A 1,043-nucleotide genomic window follows, 5' to 3' on the forward strand; every position below is an offset into this window, starting at 1 on the left:
TCGTATAAGAGCTTCCATTGATACTTTGCGTAAATTGTTGAGAGGCTCTGGATTTTTCCATTTAAAACAGACACAATTTTTAGTCATATTAGCTACCGTATTGATTAGTGCGGCACCTTTGAATACATAATATATTGTTCGTGCACTTTGGAGAATTCCAATGTTGGCATTATCCACTGTTACAGGTAATACATATTTTTGGTCACGATCTAACGATAGTAAATTCTCAAAAACAATTGTAATTTCACTGGATTGGACAGAACCTGCAGGAATGACAACCTCCGGTTCCGGTATTTTATAACAGTTTGTTGGCAATGCAATTGTCTGATCATAATAGCCTTCATTGTAAGTACTTACTAATGATGGATCTGCTGCTATGTGGATTGTAACATCTTCCGATTCTTGTTTAGCAATTGCTACCTTAAAACTACGCTGTTCACTGTCATTAGAACCTTTTAGGAATATGCTGTTAACTTTGATTGTATTATCTACAAATACATTGTTGTCAAAGTTTTCCATGTCATTGCAGCTTGTCAGAAAACCTGTGAGCAATGCCGCTGAAATCAGATATAAATTTACTCGTTTCATCTTTTTCTATTTTTTTGCTGCAGGGTTAATAATTTGTATAGCTTCTCTCACATATTGATAAGCATTGTTTACGTTATAATAGTCTCGTTCGATATTATAAATAGACAAACCTGCTTTCTCATAGTTGATAGCATCACCTGATACCCAGTAAGCTGCTTCTGTGAGTGCACGTTTTGCTCCATTGTCATATAATCCAGTAGTTTTATTATTAGGGTCAGTTGTGCTAACAGACACAATGAAGCTTCCAGGTACTCCTTCTTCCATGATTGCCATTTCTGCATTATAGGAAAGTTCGGTTACGGTTGTTACATTTGATGTGTTCAGGATAATGTGTCTGAATGACTCTAGTATCGTTTTATCTACTAGGTTTTGTGGCTTTCCTTCCAATGTAAATGTTTTATCTTTATGTTGTTCCATCCAAGTTTTGATAGGACTAAAGAAAGCATTTTGTATAG

2 protein-coding genes are annotated in these 1,043 nt (G+C 35.3%); both read right to left on the reverse strand.

The window, feature by feature from the left end; genetic code table 11:
• The coding region (locus AB5935_RS28025; RefSeq protein ID WP_368328104.1) for a DUF1735 domain-containing protein at positions 1-588 on the reverse strand (588 nt) is incomplete at its 3' end.
• A gap of 6 nt (positions 589-594) precedes the next feature.
• The coding region (locus tag AB5935_RS28030; RefSeq protein WP_368328105.1) for a glycoside hydrolase family 18 at positions 595-1,043 on the reverse strand (449 nt) is incomplete at its 5' end.

It is taken from the genome of Phocaeicola sp. RTP21198st1_B8_RTP21198_201120 (assembly GCF_040929485.1).
GTDB classification, from domain to species: Bacteria; Bacteroidota; Bacteroidia; order Bacteroidales; family Bacteroidaceae; genus Phocaeicola; species Phocaeicola dorei.